Annotated in this window: 25 protein-coding genes; 17 read left to right on the top strand and 8 right to left on the bottom strand. The window is 72.4% G+C overall.

What is annotated here, in order from left to right:
- Positions 1 to 21: 21 nt before the first annotated feature.
- The gene (locus DEJ17_RS09355; RefSeq protein ID WP_110893266.1) at positions 22 to 1,293 is read right to left on the bottom strand and encodes an ABC transporter substrate-binding protein; all 1,272 of its coding nucleotides are present in this window, start codon (positions 1,291 to 1,293) and stop codon (positions 22 to 24) included.
- Positions 1,294 to 1,619: 326 nt separating this feature from the next.
- On the opposite strand from DEJ17_RS09355, the gene DEJ17_RS09350 reads away from it, so the two are divergent.
- Positions 1,620 to 3,449, top strand: coding sequence for a BCCT family transporter (locus DEJ17_RS09350; protein ID WP_258366742.1), 1,830 nt, complete (start codon positions 1,620 to 1,622; stop codon positions 3,447 to 3,449).
- Positions 3,450 to 3,524: 75 nt separating this feature from the next.
- Here DEJ17_RS09350 and DEJ17_RS09345 read toward each other — a convergent pair whose 3' ends face one another.
- The 3 genes from DEJ17_RS09345 to DEJ17_RS09335 are packed head-to-tail and all read right to left on the bottom strand — an operon-like array spanning position 3,525 to position 6,715.
- A complete protein-coding gene (locus DEJ17_RS09345) occupies positions 3,525 to 4,679 on the bottom strand; it encodes a low temperature requirement protein A (RefSeq protein ID WP_181421121.1) in 1,155 nt (384 codons plus the stop codon).
- A gap of 10 nt (positions 4,680 to 4,689) precedes the next feature.
- Positions 4,690 to 5,373 (bottom strand): response regulator transcription factor, encoded by a 684-nt coding sequence (locus tag DEJ17_RS09340; protein WP_110893263.1) that lies wholly within the window; start codon positions 5,371 to 5,373, stop codon positions 4,690 to 4,692.
- A 4-nt stretch (positions 5,374 to 5,377) separates the two neighbouring features.
- Positions 5,378 to 6,715 (bottom strand): sensor histidine kinase, encoded by a 1,338-nt coding sequence (locus tag DEJ17_RS09335; protein ID WP_181421120.1) that lies wholly within the window; start codon positions 6,713 to 6,715, stop codon positions 5,378 to 5,380.
- Here DEJ17_RS09335 and DEJ17_RS09330 point away from each other — a divergent pair.
- The gene (locus DEJ17_RS09330) at positions 6,604 to 7,515 is read left to right on the top strand and encodes an NAD(P)-binding domain-containing protein (protein ID WP_309146740.1); all 912 of its coding nucleotides are present in this window, start codon (positions 6,604 to 6,606) and stop codon (positions 7,513 to 7,515) included. The genes DEJ17_RS09335 and DEJ17_RS09330 overlap by 112 nt on opposite strands.
- Here the strand turns inward: DEJ17_RS09330 and DEJ17_RS09325 are convergent.
- Positions 7,512 to 7,895 (bottom strand): helix-turn-helix transcriptional regulator, encoded by a 384-nt coding sequence (locus DEJ17_RS09325; RefSeq protein ID WP_110893257.1) that lies wholly within the window; start codon positions 7,893 to 7,895, stop codon positions 7,512 to 7,514. The genes DEJ17_RS09330 and DEJ17_RS09325 overlap by 4 nt on opposite strands.
- Positions 7,896 to 7,984: 89 nt before the next feature.
- Here DEJ17_RS09325 and DEJ17_RS09320 point away from each other — a divergent pair, with 89 nt between their 5' ends.
- The 11 genes from DEJ17_RS09320 to DEJ17_RS09270 all read left to right on the top strand — a co-directional run bounded on the left by DEJ17_RS09320 (position 7,985) and on the right by DEJ17_RS09270 (position 19,126).
- The gene (locus DEJ17_RS09320; protein WP_181421119.1) at positions 7,985 to 8,584 is read left to right on the top strand and encodes a type 1 glutamine amidotransferase domain-containing protein; all 600 of its coding nucleotides are present in this window, start codon (positions 7,985 to 7,987) and stop codon (positions 8,582 to 8,584) included.
- A complete protein-coding gene (locus DEJ17_RS09315) occupies positions 8,577 to 9,524 on the top strand; it encodes an SDR family NAD(P)-dependent oxidoreductase (protein ID WP_110893254.1) in 948 nt (315 codons plus the stop codon). The genes DEJ17_RS09320 and DEJ17_RS09315 overlap by 8 nt, the downstream gene beginning before the upstream one ends.
- An 82-nt stretch (positions 9,525 to 9,606) precedes the next feature.
- Positions 9,607 to 10,566, top strand: a complete 960-nt coding sequence (locus DEJ17_RS09310) for an alpha/beta hydrolase (RefSeq protein ID WP_110859342.1) — start codon at positions 9,607 to 9,609, stop codon at positions 10,564 to 10,566.
- The gene (locus DEJ17_RS09305; RefSeq protein ID WP_110893252.1) at positions 10,559 to 11,050 is read left to right on the top strand and encodes a nuclear transport factor 2 family protein; all 492 of its coding nucleotides are present in this window, start codon (positions 10,559 to 10,561) and stop codon (positions 11,048 to 11,050) included. The genes DEJ17_RS09310 and DEJ17_RS09305 overlap by 8 nt, the downstream gene beginning before the upstream one ends.
- A gap of 52 nt (positions 11,051 to 11,102) precedes the next feature.
- Positions 11,103 to 11,459, top strand: a complete 357-nt coding sequence (locus DEJ17_RS09300) for a nuclear transport factor 2 family protein (RefSeq protein ID WP_244993449.1) — start codon at positions 11,103 to 11,105, stop codon at positions 11,457 to 11,459.
- Positions 11,460 to 11,553: 94 nt separating this feature from the next.
- Positions 11,554 to 12,069, top strand: a complete 516-nt coding sequence (locus DEJ17_RS09295) for a MarR family winged helix-turn-helix transcriptional regulator (RefSeq protein WP_110893250.1) — start codon at positions 11,554 to 11,556, stop codon at positions 12,067 to 12,069.
- Positions 12,070 to 12,159: 90 nt separating this feature from the next.
- Positions 12,160 to 14,943 carry a LuxR family transcriptional regulator gene (locus DEJ17_RS09290; RefSeq protein WP_220033627.1) on the top strand — a complete coding sequence of 928 codons (2,784 nt, stop codon included), beginning with the start codon at positions 12,160 to 12,162 and terminating at the stop codon, positions 14,941 to 14,943.
- Between the two features lie 129 nt (positions 14,944 to 15,072).
- Entirely contained in the window at positions 15,073 to 15,777 is a 705-nt protein-coding gene (locus DEJ17_RS09285; RefSeq protein ID WP_146239676.1) for a hypothetical protein, read from the top strand.
- 85 nt (positions 15,778 to 15,862) lie between these two features.
- A complete protein-coding gene (locus tag DEJ17_RS09280; protein ID WP_110893246.1) occupies positions 15,863 to 16,597 on the top strand; it encodes an ABC transporter ATP-binding protein in 735 nt (244 codons plus the stop codon).
- A 1-nt stretch (position 16,598) separates the two neighbouring features.
- Entirely contained in the window at positions 16,599 to 17,966 is a 1,368-nt protein-coding gene (locus DEJ17_RS09275) for an FtsX-like permease family protein (RefSeq protein ID WP_110893244.1), read from the top strand.
- A 23-nt stretch (positions 17,967 to 17,989) separates the two neighbouring features.
- Complete coding sequence (locus DEJ17_RS09270; RefSeq protein WP_110893242.1) at positions 17,990 to 19,126, top strand: glycosyltransferase; 1,137 nt, start codon at positions 17,990 to 17,992, stop codon at positions 19,124 to 19,126.
- Between the two features lie 12 nt (positions 19,127 to 19,138).
- On the opposite strand, the gene DEJ17_RS09265 is transcribed toward DEJ17_RS09270, so the two are convergent.
- Positions 19,139 to 19,738, bottom strand: a complete 600-nt coding sequence (locus DEJ17_RS09265; RefSeq protein ID WP_110893240.1) for a TetR/AcrR family transcriptional regulator — start codon at positions 19,736 to 19,738, stop codon at positions 19,139 to 19,141.
- Between the two features lie 24 nt (positions 19,739 to 19,762).
- On the opposite strand from DEJ17_RS09265, the gene DEJ17_RS09260 reads away from it, so the two are divergent.
- The 4 genes from DEJ17_RS09260 to DEJ17_RS09245 all read left to right on the top strand — a co-directional run bounded on the left by DEJ17_RS09260 (position 19,763) and on the right by DEJ17_RS09245 (position 21,875).
- Positions 19,763 to 20,824 (top strand): hypothetical protein, encoded by a 1,062-nt coding sequence (locus tag DEJ17_RS09260; protein ID WP_146239675.1) that lies wholly within the window; start codon positions 19,763 to 19,765, stop codon positions 20,822 to 20,824.
- A gap of 144 nt (positions 20,825 to 20,968) precedes the next feature.
- Positions 20,969 to 21,241 carry a hypothetical protein gene (locus tag DEJ17_RS09255; RefSeq protein ID WP_146239674.1) on the top strand — a complete coding sequence of 91 codons (273 nt, stop codon included), beginning with the start codon at positions 20,969 to 20,971 and terminating at the stop codon, positions 21,239 to 21,241.
- Between the two features lie 74 nt (positions 21,242 to 21,315).
- Positions 21,316 to 21,561, top strand: coding sequence for a hypothetical protein (locus DEJ17_RS09250; RefSeq protein WP_146238501.1), 246 nt, complete (start codon positions 21,316 to 21,318; stop codon positions 21,559 to 21,561).
- 5 nt (positions 21,562 to 21,566) lie between these two features.
- Positions 21,567 to 21,875, top strand: a complete 309-nt coding sequence (locus DEJ17_RS09245; protein ID WP_146239673.1) for a hypothetical protein — start codon at positions 21,567 to 21,569, stop codon at positions 21,873 to 21,875.
- Here DEJ17_RS09245 and DEJ17_RS09240 read toward each other — a convergent pair.
- Together DEJ17_RS09240 and DEJ17_RS09235 are read right to left on the bottom strand one after the other, a co-directional pair.
- Positions 21,844 to 22,764 (bottom strand): NmrA family NAD(P)-binding protein, encoded by a 921-nt coding sequence (locus tag DEJ17_RS09240; RefSeq protein WP_110893232.1) that lies wholly within the window; start codon positions 22,762 to 22,764, stop codon positions 21,844 to 21,846. The genes DEJ17_RS09245 and DEJ17_RS09240 overlap by 32 nt on opposite strands.
- Positions 22,765 to 22,774: 10 nt before the next feature.
- Entirely contained in the window at positions 22,775 to 23,353 is a 579-nt protein-coding gene (locus DEJ17_RS09235; protein WP_110893230.1) for a MarR family winged helix-turn-helix transcriptional regulator, read from the bottom strand.
- Between the last annotated feature and the right edge of the window lie 30 nt (positions 23,354 to 23,383).

The raw sequence follows: 23,383 nt of genomic DNA, 5'->3' as shown, positions 1-23,383 counted from the left end.
GCTCCTGTGTCCTGGTCCGGCTCAGACCGTCGCGGAACGGCCGGCGAGCCGCCGCCAGTCCGAGTCGAGCCGCTGCAGCATCGAGGTGAAGTCCCCGCTCCGGATCGCCGACTGCAGGTAGTTGCCGAGCGGGATCGACGTGGGGATGAAGGTGCCGGCGCCCTGGTAGAACGCCGCGTCGTCGACGTACTGCTGCAGGCCGGCGAGGCGCTCGTCCTGCTGCGGCGGTGCGTCGATGCGGGGCGAGTACGCCAGGTTGTCGCGGTTGTAGGCGTCGATGACCTCGGGCTGCATGAGGAACTCGACGAGCTCCTTCGCCTGTTCCGGGTGCTCGGACGCCGTGGGGATCCAGAGCCCGAGGTCGATGTTGACCCGGGCCTTGCGGTCGGCCGGGTCGTTCGACACCGGCAGGGCGAAGGTGCCGACGGGCAGCTTCTCGTCGATGAGCGCGATCTGCCCGAGCGCCCACGGGCCCTGCAGGTACATCGCGGCCTCGCCCTTGCCGAACGCCAGGTTGCCGTCGGCGTAGGCCCGGGTGGCGTGGTCGCGGTTGAAGAACGACGAGATGGTCTTCGCGCGCTCCATCGGCACCGCGAAGTCCTTCTCGAACGACACCTCGGAGTCGGGACCGACGTCGGCGCCGAGGGCCTTCATCTTGCGGAAGAACGAGCCGGTGTCGACGAGGCTGCCCACCGAGTAGTCGAACAGGCCCTGCCAGAGCGTCCAGGTGTCCCGGTCGGTGGCGTAGATCGGCGTGATGCCGGCCTTCTGCAGCGTCCGGCAGACCTCGACGAACTCGTCCCACGTCGTCGGGACCGGCAGGTCGTGCTCGGCGAAGATCCGCTTGTTGTAGATCACCCCGGCCGCCGCGAGCGAGTACGGCAGCACGCTCGTGCGGTCCTCGAACTTCGCGTACTGGTTCGTCAGGGTGTCGATGTCCGGTCGGACCCGCGCTGCCGACGGCAGGTCGCTGAGGTCGCTGAGCACGCCTCGCGAGATGTACCGGGCGAGCTCGAGGTTGTCGTTGAAGCACCCGACGTCGGCCGGTTCGCCGCGCACGAACTGCGGGGCGATGGCCGCCGTGCTGTCGTGCACGACCGACATGCCGGCGTGCTCCCCTTCGAACTTCCGCAGCAGCTTGTCGAAGTAGGCGATCACCTCCTGCTTCTGCTCGTAGAAGCGGAGCGTCGTGACACCACCGGCGGCACGCCCCGGGGTCGCGCACCCGGCGAGCGCCATCGTGCCGAGTGCGATGCCACCGGCCGCGCCCGCGAGGAACCCCCGCCGGCTCACCGCGGCCTGGAGTGTTGCGGTCCTGCTTCCCACCATCGGGTCTCTCCCTCGTTGCGCATCGTCGCGCAGGCTCCTGTTTACAGCGCTGTAAAGCGCACGTCAACGTTGTAATCGCATGTGGCAGTGGTCGGTGCGCCCCATGGACGGGAGGCACAGTGCCATCCCGCCCCGCGCCTCCCGTCCGCCGAAGCGCGTGTCCACGGCCGCGAGTCGCCGCCTGGTGCACGAGCACGCGGCGCGCTGGGACGGACACGGCGCGGAGCGCATCGTCGGCCACGACACGCCTGGGCGAACGCACAGGAACGCGAGCAGGCACCATGGACTGCATGGCAAGCACCACTCCTCCCCTGCCCGGACCCGTGACCACGACACCGCAGTTGCGGCGGTGGGTGTTCTGGCCCGCCGCCGTCATCGTGCTGGGGTTCGTGGCCTTCACCCTGATCTCACCCTCCACCGCCGAGGCGCTGTTCCTCGGTCTGCAGGACGGCATCGTCAAGAACTTCAGCTGGTACTACGTGCTGATCGCCGCGTTCTTCGTCGGCTTCTCGCTGTTCGTCGGCTTCAGCCGCTTCGGTGACATCAAGCTCGGCAAGGACCAGGACGAGCCCGAGTTCTCGACCGGGTCGTGGTTCGCACTGCTCTTCGCCGCCGGCATGGGCATCGGCCTCGTCTTCTACGGCGTGTCCGAGCCCCTCAGCCACTTCGCCTCCCCGCGCCCCGGCGTCACCGGCAACGAGAAGGAGCTCGCGCAGCAGGCCCTCACGCAGACGTTCCTGCACTGGGGCCTGCACGCGTGGGCGATCTACGTCGTCCTCGGCCTCGCCCTGGCGTACGCGATCCACCGCCGGGGTCGCCCGGTGTCGATCCGCTGGGCCCTCGAACCGTTGCTGGGCAACCGCGTGCGCGGCGGCTGGGGCAACCTGATCGACGTGATCGCCCTGGTCGGCACGCTGTTCGGCGTCGCGACCTCGCTCGGCCTCGGGGTCATCCAGATCGGCGCCGGACTCGAGAGCGCGGGCATCGCCGACAGCAGCATCGTCAGCCAGATCGCCATCATCGCGGTGATCACCGCCGTCACGATCGTCTCGCTCGTCACCGGCGTGACCAAGGGCATGAAGATCCTGTCGAACTTCAACCTGCTGCTCGCCGCGGCACTGCTGCTGTTCGTGCTCATCGTCGGGCCGACGCAGTTCCTGCTCCGCGACTTCGTGCAGTCGATCGGCTCCTACCTGCAGAACATCGTCGGCCTGTCGTTCAACGTCACCGCGCAGCAGGGCGCCGAGGGCGAAGCCTGGCAGGGCGCCTGGACCACCTTCTACTGGGGCTGGTGGATGTCGTGGGCGCCCTTCGTCGGTGTCTTCATCGCCCGCATCTCCAAGGGCCGCACCGTCCGCCAGTTCGTGTTCGGCGTCCTCCTGGTGCCGACTGCGCTCACGTTCCTGTGGTTCGCCGTCCTGGGCGGCACCGCGATCCACCGCCAGACCGACGGCTCGGGCGGCCTGATCGGCTCGGACGGCTCGGTCGACATCGAGGGGTCGCTGTTCGCGGTCCTCGGCGACCTGCCCGCCGGCATGGTCCTGACCTACGGCGCGATCCTGCTCATCGGCGTGTTCTTCGTGACCTCGTCGGACTCCGGTTCGCTCGTGATGGCGATGATCGCGTCGGGCGGTGACATCGAGCCGAAGAACTGGCTGCGGGTCTTCTTCGCCGGTGTCGCTGCGCTGCTCGCCGTCGCCCTGCTGCTCAGCGGTGGACTGAACGCCCTGAAGACCGCGGCGATCACGACCGCGTTGCCGTTCAGCGTCGTCCTGATCCTGACCTGCTGGTCGACGATCATCGCCTTCACGCGCGAGCGCCGCGCCTACGACAAGGCCGAGCGCGAGGTCCTGCTCGAGCACGTCGGCGCCTACTACGGCCTCGAGGTCGAGGCGCCGACCGAGCGTCCGGCACGGTCCGGCCTCGGTCGTCCGTGGGCTGCGGTGAAGAACCGGGTGCGCGGCGGCCGCGGAACGGCAGCCCCCACGCTCGGAGCCGGAGCGCTCGACGACTTCCCGGCGCGGACCGAGTCGGTCTCGGCTGACCCGGCGGTCGACCCGAGCCTCGACGCGTGCCCGGCAGCGGACGACGGGCCCGCGACGGAGCAGCCGGAGCGCTGACGGGTCGTCGACGCGACCACCTGACCGACGGGAGGCACGGTGCCAGCTGGCACCGTGCCTCCCGTCCGTCGTCCGTCAGGTGTCGGTCCGTGCGGACGCGACCTCGAGGGTCACGACGACCGCCACCACGGCGAGCGCCGTGACCGGCAGGGAGACCGCCGGCACCGGGATCGACGCGAGGACCACGAGCACCAGGACCACCACGACGGCGTTGGCCCGCGCCGACAGCGACGGCCGGATCGCGAGCGCCCAGATCGACAGCACGAACACCGCGACCGGCACCGCGACGGTCGCGGCGACCGAGGCGGAGGACAGCTCGACGTGTCCGGCGTCGGCGCTGACCGCGACCTCGATGCCGGCCGGCAGGGCACCGGCGGCGGCGAAGACGAAGTAGTGGCCGTAGCCGAACACGAGCGCGGTGGGCAGCGAGCGGATGTGCGCGTGCTGCTCGCGTGAGAAGTAGATCCACCACATGCCGACGGTGATCACGAGCCCGCAGCCCGCGAGCGCCAGCAGGGCTCCGAGGTGCTCGGTGTGCGAGAGGGCATCGATCACCGCGCCGGCCGAGGCGACGAGCCCCTCGCCCAGGACGATGAGGGTGAACAGGGAGAACCGCTCGGCCAGGTGCCGGGTGTGCCACGGGGCCGTCCCCGTCGAGGTCTGCGCCCAGATCGGCACGGACAGCTCGGCGAGCACGAGGAACGGTGCGGCGTACGACCAGACGTCGTCGGGCAGGGCCAGGGAGAGCACCCAGAGCAGCTGCACGACCGTGATGCCGACGGCGTGCAGGGTGGCGGTCCGGCGGTAGCGGGTGGAGGACGCGGCGGCGCGGATCCACTGGCCGACCAGGGCCAGCCGCATGACGACGTAGCCGATGATGCCGATCGTGAAGTCGTTCTCGACCATGGCCGCGTGCACCCCGGCGGCGAGGACGAGCACCCCGGCCATCTGCACGAAGGTCATCACCCGGTAGAGCCAGTCGTCGGTGTCGAACGACGTGGCGAACCACGTGAAGTTCATCCAGGCCCACCAGATCGAGAAGAACACCAGCCCGTAGGCCAGCACGGCGGAGGTGACGTGTCCCTCGAGCTCGATCTCGTGCAGGTTCGTCGCCGCGAAGCCCACCGCGACGACGAACACCAGGTCGAAGAGCAGCTCCAGGGGGCTCGCCGCCCGGTGTCGTTGGTCGGGGTCGCGCGGCACCATCCGGCGCAGTCCGATGGTCGTCATCTCCGGCTCCTCAGCGCTGTTCGGAGCGCTGTTCGCGCAGGTAGGTGAGCACCGCACGGACACGCCGGTTGGCGTCGTCCGGTGTCAGGTCGAGCTTCGTGAACACGTTGCCGACGTGCTTCGCGACGCCGGCGTCCGACAGGTGGAGCACCGCGGCGATGTCGGCGTTGGAGGCGCCCTCGGCCATGTGGGTCAGCACGGTCCGTTCGCGGTCGGTCAGGCGGGACAGCGGGCCGGGTGCCGCGCGGCTCCCGGTGAGGTGCCGGACCACCTCGGGGTCGACCACGACGCCGCCGTCCGCCACGGTCTCGAGCGACCGGAGGAACGCCGGCACCTTGCCGACACGGTCCTTCAGCAGGTAGCCGACACCGCCGTGTCCGTCGTCGAGCAGGTCCTGCACGGAAGCGTCCGCCACGTACTGGGACAGCACCACCACGGGCAGCCCGACGTGCTCCCGACGCAGGGCGATCGCGGCGCGCAGGCCGTCGTCAGTGCCGTCCGGGGGCATGCGGACGTCGGTGAGCACGAGGTCCGGGGCCTCCCCGGCCGCGACGAGGGCGGTCACACCGGACACCAGGCCGACGGCGTCCTCGGCGGTCCCGACGACGGCGTGCCCGAAGCGTTCGAGCAGGCTGACCAGGCCGGCACGCAGGAGGACGGAGTCCTCGGCCACGAAGATCTTCACGAGCGTCATTGGATCACGGGTCGGTGCGGTCACGCTCGCGCAGGGGCACGGCCGCATCGCGCAGGGGCACGGCCGCGTCGCGCAGCGGCACCGCCTCGTCGCGCAGCGGCACCGTGAACCGGAGCGCCGTCGGGCCGCCCGCCGGGCTGTCGACGACGAGCGTCCCGCCGAGCACCGCCGCACGTTCACGCAGACCGTCGAGCCCACCGCCGGGCGTGGGCACCGCACCGCCCGTCCCGTCGTCCACCACCTCGAGTCGGAACCATCCGTCCGCTGCCCCGGCGGTCACCGACACGGCGCGGGCGGCACCGTGCCGGACGGCGTTCGTGAGCGCTTCGCTCACGACGAAGTACGCCGCCGTCTCGGTCCGCGCCGGCAGCCGCTCCGGCAGGCGGACGTCGACGCGGACGGGCAGGGGTGAGCGCGCGGCCAGTTCGTCGACCGCGGCACCGAACCCGTGGTCGACGAGCACCCGGGGATGGATGCCGCGCACGCTGTCCCGCAGTGCCCGGACGGCGTCGTCGACGTTGTCGGTGATCCGGTCGGCCGTGGTGCGCAGTGCGTCGAGGTCGGGTCGGTCCCGCTCCGCGGCCGCGGCGACGGCCGCGTCGAGTTCGACGACGAGCAGGCCGACGTTCATCGCGAGCACCGTGAGCTGCTGCTGGGCGCCGTCGTGCAGGTCGCGTTCGATGCGCCGGCGTTCGGCGTCGAACCCGTCGAGCAACGCCTGCCGGGAGTACGTGAGCTCCTCGACGCGCTGCTCGAGCAACTCCGCCCGGCCGGAGAGCAGCGTGCGGGCGATCGACACCTCGGCGAGCGCCAGGGCGGCGAACCCGTAAAGCGCGACGACGAGCACCGCCATCGACCCGGCCAGCACGACCGGTGCGGCGAGGTGCAGCCCGGCGACCGCGTTCCCGATGACGTCGTCGGGCCGGGGTGCGCCGCCGATCGACGCGCGTACGGCGAGCACGAGGGCGACGAGCGTCAGCACCAGGAGCGCGAACCCGGCGGCGGCGAAGGCGGCGAACACGACCAGGTGCCCGAGTTCGCGCCAGACCACCGGGTCGCGGAGCCTGTCGCGGAACCTGCCCGGGCGGTTCCGGCGGACAGCGCGGGGGTCGGCGATGCGCGGCTCGCCGAGCACGACCGGGTGCCACCGCTCGAAGCGGGCGATCAACAGGGCCCAGAAGGGTGCGACGAACCAGGTGGCCACCACCGGCGCCGCCAGGACGAGCCCGAGTGCGGCCGTCAGGGCGACGAACAGCACCGACCGCCACGGGGTCGGCGAGAGGAGGAACCTCCACGGCGCGATGCGCCAGTGCGGCTGGTCGGGGCGGGTCGCGCTCGGCACGAGCCCACGGTAGGGGCCCGCGCGGCTCGGCACCACCGGCCGTGCCGAGACCCGTCGCGGATACGTCGAGTGACGGATGCCGCCGTCGGCGTCGACGAGCGACCGTTGCTCGGAACCCATCCCGATCGAGGAACAGGAAGCACATGACCACCACCCCCATCGAGACCCTCGGCATCATCGGCGCCGGCAACGTCGGCACGCAGATCGCCCGCCGCGCGATCGCCGTCGGGCTCGACGTCGTCCTCGCGAACTCCCGCGGGCCCGAGACGCTCGAGTCGCTGATCGACGAGCTCTCCCCCGGTGCCGGAGCAGCCACCGTCGCCGACGCCGCCCGGGCCGGCGACGTCGTCGTCGTCTCGATCCCGATCAACGGTTACCGGGACCTGCCGGCCGAGGCGTTCGCGGGCAAGGTCGTCGTCGACACCGGCAACTACTACCCGGAGTTCTTCGGACCCGTGGACGAGCTCGAGCAGGGCGCGGTGCCGACCACCTCCGAGCTGCTCCAGCGGTCGCTGCCGGACGCCCGGGTCGTCAAGGCGTTCAACAACCTCGGTGCCGCCGACGTCACCACGGACGGGGCCCCCGCGGGCACGCCGGGGCGCCGAGCCCTGACCGTCGCCGGGGACGACGCTGACGCGAAGGCCGTCGTCACCGAGCTGCTCGACCGGTTCGGGTTCGACGTGGTCGACGCGGGGTCGCTGAGCGAGGGCTGGCGGTACGAACGCGACCAGCCGGCGTACGGGGTCCGGCACGACAGGGCAGGCATGACCGCCGCACTGGCGGCAGCGGCTCGCAGCTAGCCAGCGGGCGACACCCCGGGTGCCACCTGCGCCTCGGGGTCGTCCCGCACCGCAGCCGCGACGAGCGTGTCGAGCAGCCCGGGCCAGCGTGCGTCGAGCGCGTCCCGGCGCAGCTGCACAGCATGCTCGCGCCCCGTCACACGCGTCCGGGTCAGCCCGGACTCGCGCAGCACCTTGAAGTGGTGCGAGAGCGTCGTCTTGTGGATGTCGAGCCGGTAGTCGGTGAGGTTGCACGGGTGGTAGTCGCCGTCCGACAGCCGCTCGATGATCACCAGTCGCGCGGGGTCACCGGCCGCCCGGAGCACCCGCACCAGTTCGAGGTCCTCGACGGCGGGCAGGGGGAAGGGGTCGTGCCCGGCCTTCGACTCGTCGTTTGACATGCATCAAACCTATCAGGGATGATCCCAATGGTTTGATGCTTGTCAAACGATGCCGAGGCAACGGCCTCGACGCCGAAGGAGTGACCATCGTGCCCACCACCACCGACCCCCACGTCACCGACAACCGCGCCGCGATCCGCGCCGATCGGCCCCCGGTCGGCCGGATCGCGATCCTCACCGCGGACCGCGTCGAGGACGTCGAGTTCTTCTACCCCTACTACCGCTTCGTCGAGGCCGGCTACGACGTCGACGTCCTGACGCCCGACGGCGGGACCCTCACCGGGTACGTCGGCCTGTCCCTGCGGACCGGGCTGCAGCGCGTCGCGGACGCCACCGCCGAGCACTACGACGCGGTCTTCATCCCCGGCGGACTGGCCCCGGCCGAGATCCGGACCATCCCCGAGGCCCTGGCGTTCGTCCGGGACTTCGCCGCCACGGGCAGACTCATCGGCTCCGTGTGCCACGGACCCCAGGTCCTGGCCTCCGCCGGGCTGGTCGAGGGACGCAGCCTGACGTCCTGGCACGAGGTCGCGCACGAGCTCCGTGCGGTCGGCGGCACCTGGATCGACGAGCCCGTGGTCGAGGACGGCCAGTTCATCACCGCCCGGAAGCCCGGGGACATGCCGCAGCAGCTGGCCCGGATCCTCGAGCGGCTCGCCGCGGCACGAACGGAGCGCGACGATGTCTGACCCCGTCCGCACCCCCTTCTCCGCATCCGCCACCGCGGCCGACGTCCTCGCCGGCGTGGACCTGCACGGCCGCCGGTACCTGGTGACCGGAGGCGCCTCCGGCATCGGTGCGGAGACCGTCCGCGCCCTCGCCGGCGCCGGAGCCGAGGTCGTCGTCGGGGTGCGCGACACGGCCCGCGCCGACGCGGCGTTCGCCGACCTGGAGGCCCGTGGCCGGGTCGTGCCGCGAGCGCTCGACCTCAGCGACCTCGGTTCCGTGGGCCGCTTCACCGACGCGTGGCAGGGCACGGTCGACGGGGTGGTCGCCAACGCCGGCGTGATGGCTCTGCCCGAGAAGCAGCTCGCCGCATCGGGCTGGGAGATGCAGCTCGCGACGAACCACCTCGGCCACTTCGCCCTGCTGCTCGGCCTGCAGGAGCACCTGTTCGCCGCCGGTGCCGCCCGGGTGGTGACGGTGAGCTCCACCGCGCACCTGCGCTCCCCGTTCCACTTCGAGGACCCGCACTTCGCCGTGCGTCCGTACGACCGGTGGGCCGCCTACGCGCAGTCGAAGACGGCCGACGTGCTCCTCGCCGTGGGCGTCGCCGACCGGTGGGCGGAGCACGGCGTCACCGCGAACGCCGTGATGCCCGGCTGGATCACGACCCGGCTCCAGCGCCACCTCGACGACGCGACACTCCGGGCGATGGGCGCGCTCGACGACGACGGCAACCGGATCGAACAGCCGTTCTTCAAGACCCCGGCGCAGGGCGCGGCGACGTCGGCACTACTGGTCGCCTCCCCGCTGGTCGCCGGCGTGACCGGGCGGTACTTCGAGGACAACCAGGAGTCACCGGTGCTCGACGACGGCACCGGCCACGACCGCGGGGTGGCGCGGTACGCGCTGGACCACGGCGACGCGGAGCGGCTCTGGAGGCTGGGTGCCGGATACGTCACCTGACGGATGCTGCCGAGACAGGCCTCCTGTCAGCGTGGAGCACGCCACGCACCATCCGTCACCAGCGACCAACGAGGAGCCCACCATGACCGGAAACCCGAAGCACATCGCCCTGGAGCCCGCCGCCCAGGAGTTCGTCGACGCGACGTCGAACCCGCCGTTCCTGAACGACCTGCCGCCCGCCGAGGGGCGCAAGGCGGTCGACTCCGTGCAGGACTCCCCCATCTTCAAGCCCGAGGTCGACGAGGAGTGGCTGGAGATCGAGGGCGGTCCCACCGGCACCGTGAAGATCCGCCTGGTCAAGCCGGCCGGCACCACCGCGAACCTGCCCGTGATCCTCTACGTGCACGGTGCCGGCTGGGTCTTCGGCGACGCCCACACCCACGACCGCCTGGTGCGCGACCTCGCCATCGGGTCGAACGCCGCCGTCGTGTTCCCGGAGTACGACCGCTCGCCCGAGGTCGGCCACCCGGTCGCACTCGAGCAGTCGTACGCCGCGGCCCAGTGGGTCGTCAAGGAGGGCGGCGACAAGGGGCTCGACGCCTCGCGCTTCGCGGTCTCGGGTGACTCGGTCGGCGGCAACATGGCGATCGCCCTGGCACTCCTCGCCGCCGAGCGCGGGGACGTGGAGTTCGTGAAGCTCGTCGCCTTCTACCCGGTGACGAACGCCGCGTTCGACACCGGCTCGTACGAGGAGTTCGCCGAGGGCTACTTCCTCACCCGCGCCGGCATGCAGTGGTACTGGGACCAGTACACGACCGACGAGGCAGTGCGTGCCCTGCCGACGGTGTCGCCGCTCCGTGCACCACTCGAGGTGCTCGCGACCCTGCCCGAGACCCTCGTCATCACCGGCGAGGCCGACGTGCTCCGCGACGAGGGCGAGGCCTTCGCGGCACGCCTGCGCGAAGCCGGCGTCAAGGCGACGAACGCCCGGTTCGGCGGCATCGTCCACGACTTCGTGATGGTGAACGCGCTGCACGACACCGAGGCCGCGAAGCACGCCCTGATGCTCGCCACCGCGTCGCTCCGCGCAGCCCTTGCCTGAGCAGGAGCGTGCCCGCGCGGGCACCCCGGAGACGCTCGCGACGCTCGTCGCGCGCGAGGAAATCCGGACCCTGCTGGCGACCTACGCCCGCGGGGCCGACCGTCGCGACGCGGTGCTCGAGGCGTCCGTGTTCGCCGAGGACGGGGTCGTCGTGCTGTACGACGGCGACCCCTCCTCGCACGAGCCGGTCGACACGATCCACGGCCGGGAGCACCTGGCCGAGACCTTCGCCGGACTGATCGCGCAGTACGAGGTGACGACGTACCTCAACGGCCAGTCCACGATCCGGTTCACCGGGCCCGACACCGCCGAGGGCGAGACGTACTGCGTCGCGTTCCACGTGCTGCACGACGGCGGCGAGCGGGTGCTCCTGACGATGTCCATCCGCTACCTCGACCGGTTCGTCCGGGCCGAGGGCGCGTGGGCGATCGCGCACCGGGACCTCGTCTTCGACTGGACCGACCGGTCCCCGTCGCACACGTGACGAAGACCACCACCACCGCACCCCGACACCAGCCACCACCGACGGAGACACCATGTCGCAACCGCTCGAATCGCTCATGCACGCCAACCTGTTCGAGGTGTTCGGGGAACGCGACCCGGACCGCCGCCGCGCCGCCATCGAGCGGACGTACGCCCCGGACGTCGAGTTCCTGGACCCCGACGAGGTCGTCACCGGCCACGACGCCCTGCACACCAAGGCGCAGCGCCTGCTCGACGAGGCCCCCGGGTTCGTGTTCTCGCCGGCCGGCCCGGTCTACGAGAACCACGGGATGGGGTACCTCGCCTGGCACTTCGGACCGGAGGGAGCGCCGCCCGTCGTGTCCGGGATGGACATCTGCTTCGTCGAAGGTGACCGCATCGCGAAGGTCTACACGCTGCTGACCAGCTGAACCCACCTGCAGACGCCCGACCCGGCGCAGCGTCACACCCTGCGATGATGGTCGGGCGTCTGGACGGCGGGCGCGCGGCAGGAGGACACGGGCGATGTCGATGCAGCACGAGGTGCCCCCGGAGTCGCCGTACGCCTCCATGAGCGCCGAGCAGGTGCGCACCTGGTACGCGTACATGAAGCTCCAGCTGCGACTGCGGTACGAGATGAACCGGCAACTGCGGGCGGACAGCGACATCTCGCTCGCCGACTACGACGTCCTCGTCGCGCTCACGAGCGAGCCGGGCGGCGAGATGACGATGTCGGCCCTGGCGACCCGCATCGGGTGGGAGCGCAGCCGTGCCTCCCACCATGCCAAACGCATGGCCGAACGCGGGTTCCTCGAGCTCCGTCGGGCCGAGCACGACCGCCGCACCACGGCCGTCGCCCTGAGCGACGCGGGTTGGCGGACGCTCCGCGAAGCGACGCCGAGCCACACCGAACTCGTCAAGGACATGTTCTTCAGCGACCTGCGCGAGGACGAGCTGGCGGGCTTCGCCGACGTGCTCGAGCGCGTGTACGAGTCGGTGCTCGAGCACGGCACCCTGCCCCGACCGGCCGACCACCCCTAGCTGCGCTTGCCCTTGCGTGCCATTGCGTCGTAATTTAGGTGAAAGATCACCTAAACGAGCGAAGGGCAGCGTGTGGACGCCGAACGAGCTGTGTCACCGCCGGTCCACGACCGTGCACTGTTCGGCCGCGCAGAGGAACTCGCAGCCCTCACGCGCATGCTCGACGATGCGGCGGCGGCGGCGGCGGACGGAACAGCCGAGCGCGGCGCCGCGGTCCTCGTCGAGGGCGAGGCGGGCATCGGCAAGACGACCCTGCTCGCCGCCGTCGAACGGCACGCGCGTCGAGCGGGCTTCCGCGTGCTGACCTGCACCGGCATCCAGGGCGCGAACAGGGTGGGCTTCGACGGCCTGCACGAGCTGCTCCACCCGCTGCTGCCCTTCGCGTCCGCCCTGCCACCCAGGCAGCGGACCGCACTGCTCACGGCCCTCGCGGTCGAGGACGGCCCGAGTCCGGACCGTCTCCTGGTGAGCACCGCGACGCTCGGGCTGCTCGAGGAGGCCGCGTCGCACCGGCCGGTGTTCGTCCGCGCCGAGGACCTGCAGTGGCTCGACCGGTCCACCACCGAGGTGCTCGACTTCGTGGGGCGCAGGCTCTCGAACGCCCCGGTCGTCGTCATCGCGGCGGCCCGGACCGGACACGCCCCGAACGCCGTCCCCCCGTGCAGCTTCACGCGGTTCGAGCTCGGGCCGCTCCCCGACGACGCCGCCGAGGCCCTGCTCGACGCACACGCCGGCAGGCTGTCCGCCTCGGTCCGCCGACGGGTACTGGCCGAGGCCGGCGGCAACCCCCTCGCCCTCCACGAGCTCCCGGTCACCTGGACCACGGGCGGCCCGGCCACCATCTCGTCCAGGCTCCCCACCACGCGGCGGCTCGAGCAGGCGTTCCTCGAGCAGGTCGCCGCCGTCCCGTCCGGCAGCCGCTCGTTCCTGCTGCTCGCCGCGGCGGCCGACGACGCAGACCTGCAGGACGTCATGGCGGCGGCCCGGACGATGGACCTCGGCGTCGACGACCTCGAACCGCTCGAGGAACTCGGGCTCCTCCGCACCGACCTCGTCTCCCTGCGCTTCCGCCACCCGCTCCTGCGCTCGGCGGTGATCGGCAACGCCTCGGCCGCCGCCCGGTCCGCGGCGCACCGAGCACTCGCGTCGGTGGTCGCCGACGGCATGCGCGCCGCCTGGCACCGGGCCTCGGCGACGTTCGAGCGTGACGAGTCCATCGCGGCCGACCTCGAGGCCGCCGCCGACCGCGCGGCACAGCGGGGTGCCCGCCCCGAGGCGGTCCGTGCCTACGAGCGCGCGGCCAGCCTGTCGCAGGGCGTCACCGGCCGGGCACGTCGGCTGGGCCGCGCCGCCGAGACCGCTCGGGCCGCGGGCATGACGGCCGAGGCGATCGAGCTCCTGGAGCAGGTCGACTCCCTCGCTGCCGACCCCGAGACGGTCACCGAGACCGCCGTCACGCAGACGGTGCTGAGCCTGACCACGGGTGCTGCCGGCCGACCGCGCATCGAACTCCGCCGGATCCGGCCCGTGCTCGCCGGCCCGGAGCACGCGGACCGGCTCGTGCGGGTGCTCTGGGCGGCCGCCCTCAACGCCCGCGGCCGCAACCTGCCGCGGTCGGAGTGGCAGGACATCGAGGCGGCGCTGCTCGCCGTGCGGTCGGCGAGCCCGCTGAAGCCGGTGGCCCTCGCCGTGCTCGCGCCGCTCGGCTCCGCCCACCACCTGCGGACCGAACTCGCACACCTGGTGCCGCAGCTCACCGAGCAGCCGCTCGCGATGGCGTCCCTCGCGATCGCCGCCGAGTCCCAGCAGGACCTCGAGACCGCGCTGACGTGCTGGGAGCTGGCGTACGAGCGCGCCCACCAGCTCGGCGCCGTCGCCGACGAGACCCAGGCGCTCCGGGGCCGGGCGACGGTGCTCATGCTGCGCGGGCGGGTGCGGGACGGCCTGGCCGATGCCGAGTACGCCGTCCGCATCGCCCGCGACGTCCAGCTCCCGCTCATCGCCGGGATGGCCTACGCCACGCTCGCCCGGGGCCACGCCATGCTCGGCGAAGAGGAGGCCGCGCTGGCTGCGCTGGCCGAGGGCTCGGAGTTCGCGCACGGCGGGCGGCTCGCCCTCGCCAGCGCCGACGCGCGGTGGGCAGCGGGACTCGTCGCCCTCGGTCAGCGGCGCCACCGGGACGCCCAGATCGAGTTCACGCACATGACCGTCCACGCGACCCGGTCGCTGTGGGCGATCGCCGACCGCACCGAGGCCGCGGTCCGGGGTGGGCGACCCGAGTCGGTCGTCGAGAACCTCGCCGAGGCCGAGGCGGTCGCCCGCACCACCGGGTCCGCGCACCTGACCGCACTCGTCGTCCGGAGCCGGGCGCTACTCGCCGAGGGCACGGAGGCGGCGGGAACGGACACGGACGGCGCGGACCCGGAGCCCCTCTACGCCCGCGCGATCGAGGTCGGCCGCCTCGCCGACGCCCCCGTCGAACTGGCGAGGACCCAGCTGCTGTTCGGCGAGTGGCTCCGCCGCGAGCGCCGTGTGGTCGAGGCACGGCTGCACCTGCGCGAGGCGCTCCACGCGTTCGACGCCGCCGGCACCGCGGGCTTCGCCGCTCGCGCCGCGGCGGAACTCCGCGCAGCCGGCGAGGCCCCGGAGCGGGCCGGCAGCACGACGGCGCCGACGCGCGAACAGCTCACGCCCCAGGAGCTGCAGATCGCGCGGCTCGCCGCCGCCGGCATGACGAACCGCGAGATCGCAGACCGCATCTACCTGTCGCACCGCACCGTCAGCACACACCTGTACAAGGTGTTCCCGAAGCTCGGCGTGACGAGTCGAACCGAGCTGGCGGCCGCGCTGGCAGCGTCCGGCCCGACGGACTGACGCACCGGTCGACGGCCTGGAGGCACGGGTTACGTCACGCAACGGATGCACCGTCGGTGGACCAGCTGCGAGCCTCGTGGCGGCGACCCGGCACCGGGTCGCGACCACGACGACCACCGGGAGGCGCCCATGCCGGAAGGCTCCGCCGACGACACGGCGAGCGGTACGGCCGACGACACCGGCGGTGACGCCGACCACGCGGCCGCGCGGCTGCCGGACGCGCCGAGCGCGTTCTTCACGGCGCTCGTCACCGAGCACTTCGTGCTCCAGACCGCGCGCGGCATCACCGTCTCGGAGTCGTCGACCCGGGCCGCGATCTACCTGACGACGCTGTCGAGCGCCCTGGTGGCGTTCGGGTTCCTGGCCGACACCGACTTCGCCACGGGCTACCTCGCCGTCGTGATCCCGGTGGTCGTCCTGCTCGGCGTCTTCACGTACGAGCGGCTCGTCCAGACCTCGTTGGAGGATGTGGTCGCCCTCGCCGCGATGCAGCGGATCCGCCGCTGGTACGGCACGATCCTGCCGGGCGCCCCGCGGTACTTCCCGGTGCCCGAGGACCGGATGGCGCCGAACGAGCTGCTCGACATCGGGCTCCGGCTGTCCTGGCGTGGGGTGTTCTTCACGCTGTCGAGCGCGATCGCGGTCGTGAACTGCATCGTCGCCGGTGCCGGGGCGGCCCTGCTGACCGCGAGCACGTCGGCGCCATCCGGGTCCCTGGCCGCCGGGGTGGTCACGGCCGTCCTGCTCGCCGGTGCGCACGGGATCTACCAGGAGCGCCGGTACGCGCGGGTCCTGGCGATCCTGCGCTCGGCCGCACCGGCGACCGACGTCTGACCCGCGCCCGTGGTGGAGCTGGCTCCACCACGGGCCTCCTGTCCGCACCAGTGACCGGCCGCCGAGAACGAGATGGACTGACACCATGACCGAACCCCTCCTGCAGGCACACGACCTGACGAAGTCGTTCCCCGGGCCGGAACAGTCGAGGGTCCCGGTGCTCCGGGGCGTCTCGCTGTCCGTGCTGCCGGGCGAGTTCGTCGCCGTCGTCGGCCCCAGCGGCTCCGGCAAGTCGACGCTGCTGTACTGCCTGTCCGCCCTCGAGCCCTACGACAGCGGATCGGTGTCGATCGCCGGGCAACGCCTCGAGACCCTCCGACCGAAGCAACTGCAGGCGCTCCGTCGCTCGACGGTCGGCTTCGTGTTCCAGTCGTTCAACCTCATCCCGTCGCTGACCGCGCGGCAGAACATCGCGCTGCCCGCCAGCCTCGCCCACCGACCGGTCTCCGCGGCCCAGGTCGACGCCGCGCTCGACTCGGTCGGACTCGCCGACCGCGGGGACCACCGACCGGGCGCGCTGTCCGGCGGGCAGCAGCAACGGGTCGCGATCGCACGCGTCCTGGCGTCCGAACCGCACGTCGTGTTCGCCGACGAGCCGACCGGCGCCCTCGACACCACCGCCGGTGACGCGGTCCTCGACCTGCTGCGCCGGATGGCCGACGGTGACCGGTCGGTGGTGATGGTCACGCACGACCTCGAAGCGGCTGCGCGCGCCGACCGTGTGCTCGTCCTGCGCGACGGCACCGTGCACCGCGAGCTGGCGCACCCGGACGCCGCCGAGGTCCTCGAGGCCCTGACCGCCGCCGCGCAGGAGGCCTGACGTGCTCCGACTCGTCCTGAGCGACCTGCGGCAGAACGCCGGCATCTGGATCGGCGCCCTCGTCGTCAGCGCGGCCACCGCAGCGGCCGCCACCATCGCCGCCGGGATGCTCGAGACCGGTTTCGCGATCATCGGGTCCGGCCGACCGACGGACCTGCTCCGAGCCGGGGGCCTCGCCACGCTCGCGTCGCTCGTCGTCGTGCTGACGATCGTCGCCGTCACCGCGGTCCTCGGCAGCGTCACCCGCCTGACGATCGACCTGCAGCGTCGCGGTTACGCGCTCTGGCAGCTGGTGGGGGTGCCGTCCCGCACGGTGACGGTGGTCGTCCGGCTGCAGCTCGCGGTCGTGGGGCTGGTCGGCAGCACGATCGGCTGCCTCGTCGTGGCCCCGTTCGTGCCGGCGTTCCTGCACTTCGGGTTGTCGCAGTCCGACGGGCTCCGGGGTCTCGACGAACGATTCGGTCCGACCAGTGCTGTCGCGGTCGTGCTCGCCGTGACGATCGTGGTCGTCCTGAGCAGTCTCCGGCCGTCGCGCCGAGCCGGCCTCGTCCGCCCGATCGAGGTCCTGCGGGAGCCCGAGTCCGTCCGCACACGGACCACGTGGACCCGGTGGGCCGCGGGTGCGGTGGCGCTGCTGCTCGCCGGGCTGCTGACCAGCTCGATCGTCGACGCCGGCGTCCGGACCGGTGGGCAGGTGCTGCTCATCGGGCCGCTCCTGACGGCCGCCTGCGCCGCGATCGGCCCCGTCGTGTTCCCGGCCGCCCTCCGGGCCTGGACGTCGGTGGTGCCCGCGCACCGATCGGCATCGTGGTTCCTCGCCCGCAACGCCGCCGCGTTCTCCGTCGACCGGAGCAGCGCCACGGTGAGCGCGCTCGTCATCACGATCGCCCTGCCCGGCAGCCTCTTCGCCGGCTTCGACACCCTGGGTGACGCCGTGCAACGGACCACGGGGTCGTCGGGTGGTGGACTCGACGTGCAGAGCGTCCTGCTCATGCTCGGCGGGCCGCTGCTCGTGTCGCTCTTCGGCGCGGCCGCCACCGTCCTGATGGCCGGACGCACCCGCGAGAAGGAGGCCGCGCTGGTCGAGGCCGCCGGCGGGTCCCGCGCCACCGTGCTCGCCCGTGCCGCCTGGGAGTCCGTCATCCTCGTCGGCACCGCGGTCCTCGTGGCCGCCGTGGTCCTCGTGCTCACCGCCTGCGGACAAGCCGTCGCGCTCGCGGTCACCGTCCCCGGCACGCAGCCCCACCTGGGCCTGCAGGCCGCGCTCCCGGCCGCCCTCGTGAGCCTCGTGCTCATGGTGGCCGCCGGCACGATCCCCCTCGTCACCGGACGCCGACGCAGCATCCCGCTCGTCCTCGCCGCCGACTGACCCCGAACCAGGAAGCCCCCCCCTTGCGCATCCTCTTCTCCGGCGTGCCCGCACTCGGACACCTCCTGCCCCTCGTCCCGCTCGCCCGTGCCGCGCAGGCGGCCGGACACGACGTCGCCCTGCTCACCAGTGGTGGGATGCGCGAGCCCATGGCGACCGAACTGCCCACGGTGCCGGTCCTGGCGGCCGGACCCATGCCTCCCGACCTGTTCGCCGAGGTGGGCCGGCGCATCCCCGGCAGCGACCCCGCGAACCGCCCTGAACCGGCGGCCGTCGCCGAGTTCTTCGCCGGCACACGCGTCGACCTGACCGTCGACGACGCCCTGCGCGCAGCACACGGGTGGGAACCCGACGTGGTCGTCGCGGACGCCGTCGACCTGGTCGGACCGCTCGTCGCCGCGGAGCTCGGCGTGCCGTACGCGATCGTCGCTTTCGGCCCCGAGGTCCCCGAGGAGTTCCGCCGACCGATGGCCGAACTCGTGCTCCCCCGCTACGCGCAGCGCGGAGTGGTGCCGACCCTGCCGATCGCGCTGCTCGACCCGACGCCGGTGTCGCTGCAGGCACCCGGGTGGACGCAGCCGCCCGTCACGATCCCGTTCCGCTCCGAGCCGCACAGCCGGCCCGACGTCGCCGCCGAACAGCCGCTCGCACCGTTCCCGGTGAGCGAGTGGCGACCGCGGGTGCTCGTCACCCTCGGCACGGTCTTCGGCGACGCGACGCTGCTGACGGCGATCCTCGACGGGTTCCACCCCGACGAGGTCGACGTGGTGGCGACCGTCGGCGTCATCGGCGAACGCCTCGACGACACCGAGCACGTGCACTTCCTGCCGTTCCGCCCGATGCGCGAGCTGCTCGAGGGCGTGGACCTGGTGGTCGCTGCGGCCGGTGCCGGCACGGTGCTCGCCGCGGCCAGCGTGGGCGTGCCGATGGTGCTGCTCCCGCAGGGCGCGGACCAGTTCATCAACGCCGCCCGTGCCGCCGAGGCCGGTGTCGCGGTCGTGGCCGACGACCCGTCGGCGGTCGGACCGGCGGTGCACCGGATGCTCGCGGAGCGTAGTCACTTCGCCGCGGCACGGCGACTGGGCGAGGAGACCGCGCAGCGCCCGAGCGCGACGGACGCCGTCAGGGAGCTCGTCGACCGGGTCGAGCGCATCGCCTGACGACGGCGCTCGTCAGCGGTCGGTCGGCCCGGGCATTGCGGAGTCCGGGCCGAACACCGTCTGCGTGAACCGCTGCGCGAGCGGGTCGTCTTGTTCCCCCAGCCGCATGCCGAGCAGGGTGTTGATGAGCATGCCCTTCGCCAGGAACGACTCCGCCGCGGACTCCGACAGTCCGGCCTCCTCGACCAGGAAGTGCAGGATCCGGGTGAAGCCGTCGCGCGCGACCGGTCCGATGACGGGGTCGGCGCCCAGCATGTACGACTGCATGACGATGAGGTGCACGCCGTCCTCGGTCGCGAGCCCTCGGTAGGCCGCGCCGAGCCGTGACGCGACGGTGCCCGGCTGCCCGTCGTCGAGCGCCGCCCGGAACGCGTCGAGCACGGCTTCGAGGCACCCGTCGACGACGGCGAGGAACAGGTTCTCCTTCGAGCCGAACATCCGGACGACGTACGGCTGACTGATCCCGGCGGCCTGCGCGATGCGCTCCGTGGTCGCGCCGTGGTAGCCCTCGCGGGCGAAGACGGCCGCCGCCGCGGTGAGCGTGGCTTCGCGCCGCTGGCTTCCGGCCATGCGCTCCGCACCCTTCGGGGCCGGACCCCTTGCTGTTGTCATGCCGTGAGGGTATCATCCGATGCCATGAGTAATGAATCGATTACTAATCGCGTCGCAAAGCCCACCGGTTTCCCTCCGGTCCGCCGGATCCTGCCCGTCCTCATCGCCCAGGTCCTCGTCGCGATGACCGTCGCCGGGGCGTTCGCCGGCCTGTACATCGGCCTGCAGAAGGCCCCTTCCCCGCACCACCTGCCCGTCGCCGTCGTCGGCACGCAGGTGGCCGATGCGGCAGCTGACGCGCTCGGCGACCGCGCCGACGTGCGCACCGCCGACTCCCCGTCCGCCGCACGCGACCTCGTCCGGTCCCGTGACGCCGTCGCAGCCCTCGTCCCCGGCAACGGCTCCGACGGCTGGACCCTGTACACGGCGGGCGCCGAGGGACGGAGCGCGACGACCGCCGCAACCACGATGCTCTCCGGCGTCGCGGCCGGCGCCGGCGCCTCGGTCACCCGCACACAGGACCTCGTCCCGCTCGCGACGAACGATGCCCAGGGCATCGCGGGGTTCTACCTGGTCTTCGGCACGACCCTGGCGGCGTTCATCCTGGCGCAGGTCATGAACTCCCTCGGCACCCTCGCGCGCCTCCGCACCCGGATCGTCGTCACGGTGGTGGGGAGCATCGCGGCGGCCGCGGTGGTCGCCGTCATCGCCGGACCGGTCGACGGCGCCGTCCCTGCATCGACAGGCGCTGTGATCGTTGTGCTCTCGCTCCTCGCCGTCGCCGTCTCGCTGTCCACGATGGCGATCACCTCGATCGTCGGACCGATGGGCGTGATCGTCTCGACGCTCCTCTTCACCACCCTCGGCAACGCGACGAGCGGCGCGACGATCAGCACGCACCTGTTGCCGCCCGTGCTCGCCACCGTCGGACAGGCCCTCCCGCCGGGCGCCGCGTTCGGCGCCGTCACCGGTTTCAGCTACTTCGACGGGGCCGGCGCGACGGGGGCGCTCCTCACGTTGGGTGCGTGGATCGTCGCCGCAGCCGCGGCCCTGTCGGTGGCACACCGGGTGCGGACCGGCGCGGCACGGCCACGGGACGTCGCGGCGATCGCCGCCCCGGCGACGCCCGCTCCCGTCGTGGCGTGAGCGATGCGGTCGCCGCGACCGACTGACGGAGTGGAGGCCCGGTGCCAGCTGGCACCGGGCCTCCACTCCGCCGGTCGGCTGGGTCGGGTCGTTGCAGGATCGAGACACCGGTCCGGGCCGACGTGCGGCATCGTGGATCCACCGATGGCAGGCAGGACGGAGCGCGCGGTGGAACGAGTGGTGGGGTGGGCCACGGTGGCCGTGGTCGTCGTCGTGACCGTGTCGATGTTGCTGCTGGTCCAGACGACCACCTGTCGCGACGCCGCCCCCGGAGCGGGCACGAGCTCGTGCACGACCACGCCGATGATCGGCGTCGCCGGAACGTGGATCGCCGGTGTCACCGGCGCCGTCGTGCTCGCGGTCTGCGTCTGGCAGATCGTCCGGGCGGCCCGGTCTGGCCGAGTGCCGATCGACTGATGCCGCTCCGGGAATGTGCGGCGGAACGGGCGTGCGAGGATTCCCCAACCGCACGACCGAGGGGAATGACGACCATGACCACAGCCCGGACGCTCCACTGGATCAGTACCGCCATGCTCGCCGTGGGGTTCCTCGGCGTCGGCGCCCTGCTGTACGACGCGTTCTCCGGTCCCGAGGGCGGCGGCGCGAACATCGGGCTCGGCATCATCATGCCCGTGTGCTTGCTCGCCGGCGTCGTCGGGCTCGCCCTGGGGGCCGTCGCCGTGGTGGCGACCTGGTGGGGCGCCCGGGCCGAGCGCTCGCGTGCCTCGGTCCGGTGACGCAGATGTCCCCGTCTTCCACTCCGCGGCCGTGGACGATGATCGCCGTCGTGGTGCTGGTGGGCTGGGCGCTGGTGACGGCGCTGCTGTTCCCGGTCACCGGGGCCGACGAGCACGAGGGGCCCGGCGACCAGGTCTGGCGGACCTCGTCGAGTGCGCTCGGCGTGCCGCTCTCACCCGAGTGGGACGTCCTCGTCTGGCTCGCCGCGCTCGCGCTGGTGCCGGCCGTCGTCGTCGGGCTCACGTTCCTGCTCAGCCGCCGACGACCGCACACCGCGCCCGTCAGTCCGTCGCCGGGCGGCCCTGCCCGCTGAGGTGCGAGCGGAGCACGTCACGGACACTCGTCCACGACTGCACGCCGTAGCGGTCGTTGTCGACGTGGTGCAGCTGCGCCTGCCCGCTGAACATGCTCACGAAGTACTGCATCCCCTGCCATGCCGGGAACGTCTCGTCCGGATTCTTCGACAGGCGCCTGCCGACGGCGCTCATCGCGGACAGCGTGCCGGTGGTGCCGGCCCACTGCAGCCGGAAGCGCTCCCCCGTCAGCTCGCTCATGGCGCGTGCGACGTCGCGTGCGGTGACCTGGTCGCCCGCCATCTCGATCACGCGCGGAGCATCGTCGTCCAGTGCGGCGAGGGCAGTGACCCGGGCGACGTCGTCCTTCGTGGTGAAGTCGAGCACCTGGTCCGCCGACGACCAGAACAGCACGAGCCGGCGGCCGGACAGGATCATCGGGGCCTCGCCGGTCAGCAGGTCGGTGAACATGCCGGTCAGGATCGACGTCGCCTGCACCGGGGCCGCGTCGAGGTCGGCGGCGAACTCGCGCCGCAGCTCGAAGTTGCGGTTGGTGCCGGGTGCGATCCGTCGGTAGTCGGCCGAGTAGTCGGACGGGATGAACCGCCGGACACCCGCCGCCACGGTCGCGGCGAGCAGCGCACGCTGGGCGTCGACGATCACCGGACGTGTCCCGCTCACGGCGGAGACCACGACGTCGGAGCCGCTGACGGCCCGGGTCAGGGCGTCGTGGTCGCCGTACTCGGCGGCGACGACCTCGACACGGGGGACGTCGCCGAAGCGCTGTTCGGCGGCCCCGCTTCCGGGCCGGGTGAGGACCCGCACCCGCACGTCGTGCTCGGTGAGCTCGCGGACGATGCGGTGCCCGAGGTCGCCGGTGACGCCGGCGACGAGGATGGTGGTGGTCATGGGCGGGGCCTCACTCTGTGGGGGTCGACGAAGTCGTCGTGGTGTGCCGCCGGGATCGTTCCGGGACGGCGAGGGGGTGGTGGAACGTGGGATCGGCAGCGGACGGCCCGGGCGTGGTGGTGCCGGCCGTCAGCGCGACCCGGGCCAGCAGCCGGCGCATCGTCGTCCGCTCGTCGTCGTCGAGGTGCCGCATGAGCACGCCCTCCGCCTCGCGCAGGGCCGAACGTGCCCGGGCGAGCAGGGCACGCCCGGCGTCGGTGGGATGGACCTGCCGAACCCGCCGGTCCGTCGGGGCCGGGCGACGCTCGACGAACCCGCCCGCCTCGAGCGCGTCGACGATGTAGGTCATCTGGGTCTTGTCGATCCCGAGGCGCTGCGCGAGGCCGAGCTGCGACGACGCTTCCTCGGTGGTGATGGCGACGAGCACCTGGTACCCGCGGGGACCGCCGGGGACGTCGGCGACCGCCTCGCTACCCAGACGCGTGAAGCCCTGGAACGCCAGCGGCAGCGCCCACCCGAGCTCGGATTCGATCCCCTCGGCACCCCAGTCGATCTCGGGGAGTGCGTCGATCGGCGTCGGGCTGTTCATACCGGAGACCGTACCGGAACAAGATCGTCT

This window comes from Curtobacterium sp. MCSS17_011 (assembly GCF_003224275.1).
Classification (GTDB): Bacteria; Actinomycetota; Actinomycetes; order Actinomycetales; family Microbacteriaceae; genus Curtobacterium.
Note: the sequence above shows the minus strand (reverse complement) of the source record. Positions and strands in the feature narration are given on the sequence as shown.

Excerpts from the sequence above, each read along its gene's own strand:
- DEJ17_RS09350 (WP_258366742.1), top strand. The coding sequence starts at position 1,620 with ATGGCAAGCACCACTCCTCCCCTGCCCGGACCCGTGACCACGACACCG.
- DEJ17_RS09345 (WP_181421121.1), bottom strand. The coding sequence starts at position 4,679 with ATGACGACCATCGGACTGCGCCGGATGGTGCCGCGCGACCCCGACCAA.
- DEJ17_RS09340 (WP_110893263.1), bottom strand. The coding sequence starts at position 5,373 with ATGACGCTCGTGAAGATCTTCGTGGCCGAGGACTCCGTCCTCCTGCGT.
- DEJ17_RS09325 (WP_110893257.1), bottom strand. The coding sequence starts at position 7,895 with ATGTCAAACGACGAGTCGAAGGCCGGGCACGACCCCTTCCCCCTGCCC.
- DEJ17_RS09315 (WP_110893254.1), top strand. The coding sequence starts at position 8,577 with ATGTCTGACCCCGTCCGCACCCCCTTCTCCGCATCCGCCACCGCGGCC.
- DEJ17_RS09310 (WP_110859342.1), top strand. The coding sequence starts at position 9,607 with ATGACCGGAAACCCGAAGCACATCGCCCTGGAGCCCGCCGCCCAGGAG.
- DEJ17_RS09300 (WP_244993449.1), top strand. The coding sequence starts at position 11,103 with ATGTCGCAACCGCTCGAATCGCTCATGCACGCCAACCTGTTCGAGGTG.
- DEJ17_RS09295 (WP_110893250.1), top strand. The coding sequence starts at position 11,554 with ATGTCGATGCAGCACGAGGTGCCCCCGGAGTCGCCGTACGCCTCCATG.
- DEJ17_RS09285 (WP_146239676.1), top strand. The coding sequence starts at position 15,073 with ATGCCGGAAGGCTCCGCCGACGACACGGCGAGCGGTACGGCCGACGAC.
- DEJ17_RS09280 (WP_110893246.1), top strand. The coding sequence starts at position 15,863 with ATGACCGAACCCCTCCTGCAGGCACACGACCTGACGAAGTCGTTCCCC.
- DEJ17_RS09265 (WP_110893240.1), bottom strand. The coding sequence starts at position 19,738 with ATGACAACAGCAAGGGGTCCGGCCCCGAAGGGTGCGGAGCGCATGGCC.
- DEJ17_RS09260 (WP_146239675.1), top strand. The coding sequence starts at position 19,763 with ATGAGTAATGAATCGATTACTAATCGCGTCGCAAAGCCCACCGGTTTC.
- DEJ17_RS09255 (WP_146239674.1), top strand. The coding sequence starts at position 20,969 with ATGGCAGGCAGGACGGAGCGCGCGGTGGAACGAGTGGTGGGGTGGGCC.
- DEJ17_RS09250 (WP_146238501.1), top strand. The coding sequence starts at position 21,316 with ATGACCACAGCCCGGACGCTCCACTGGATCAGTACCGCCATGCTCGCC.
- DEJ17_RS09245 (WP_146239673.1), top strand. The coding sequence starts at position 21,567 with ATGTCCCCGTCTTCCACTCCGCGGCCGTGGACGATGATCGCCGTCGTG.
- DEJ17_RS09240 (WP_110893232.1), bottom strand. The coding sequence starts at position 22,764 with ATGACCACCACCATCCTCGTCGCCGGCGTCACCGGCGACCTCGGGCAC.
- DEJ17_RS09235 (WP_110893230.1), bottom strand. The coding sequence starts at position 23,353 with ATGAACAGCCCGACGCCGATCGACGCACTCCCCGAGATCGACTGGGGT.